Annotated in this window: 1 protein-coding gene; it reads right to left on the minus strand. The window is 44.7% G+C overall.

From position 1 onward, the window contains the following. Positions 1-902: TRAP transporter large permease (locus tag RH85_RS18150; protein ID WP_006714177.1), on the minus strand; the 902-nt coding region annotated here is incomplete at its 3' end. Between the last annotated feature and the right edge of the window lie 35 nt (positions 903-937).

Consider the following 937-nt stretch of genomic DNA (forward strand, 5'->3'; position numbering starts at 1 on the left):
AAGGCCATCACCCACGACATTATTGAAGAAGTCGCTAGCATGAAAATGACAATGGCTGACATTTTTGCTGTGCTTAGAAAAATTTCTGGAAGTTTTCGAATATCTAATGCGCGATAGCCTAAGCTGAGAGCCAATGCATAAACGACGGCAATCACTGAGGCTTCCGTTGCGGTAAATACGCCGCCTAAAATTCCGCCAATGACGATAATGATTAGAGAAAGGCTTGGAATAGCGTCCACTGCAACTTTTGCACATTCAGCTAGAGTCATTGAGTGTTTAACAGTATAACCACGGCGTTTTGCCATGATACCCGCTACGATCATAACGCCAACTCCCCACAATATTCCTGGCAGGTAACCACCCATAAAGAGAGCCGTGACGGATACGCTTCCCGCAACCGTGGCGTAAACAATTAAGGTATTGCTTGGCGGAATGAGCATGCCTGTCGGCGCTGAAGCAATGTTAACCGCTGTACTAAATGCAGGATCGTAACCTTCTTTTTTCTGTATTGGAGACATAATGCCACCAACTGCGGCTGCAGACGCTACGCCTGAACCACTGATAGAACCGAACAACATATTAGATACAACAGTAGTCTGTGCTAAAGAGCCAGGTAAAAAACCGCTGAAAATCTTAGAAAAGTTGATTAACCGGATAGCGATACCGCCATTATTCATAATGTTTCCGGCTAAGATGAAGAAGGGTATTGCAAGTAAAGCAAACGAATCTAGGCCAACAAAGAGGCGCTGAGCCGATGTGACCATTGCCCCTTGACCAGGTAAAATGGACAGCATAGCTGCAAAAGAAGAGATGCCGACGCTTATACTAATTGGCGCGCCGATAACAAGGAAAAAGAGGGTTCCGCTAAACAATATTAACGCGGCAATCGTTGCTGCATCCATTTCAATGAATCCTTATTTTAATTGTTTTAGACGAC

The sequence above is a fragment of the Vibrio ichthyoenteri ATCC 700023 genome (genome assembly GCF_000222605.1).
In the GTDB taxonomy this organism is placed as follows: Bacteria; Pseudomonadota; Gammaproteobacteria; order Enterobacterales; family Vibrionaceae; genus Vibrio; species Vibrio ichthyoenteri.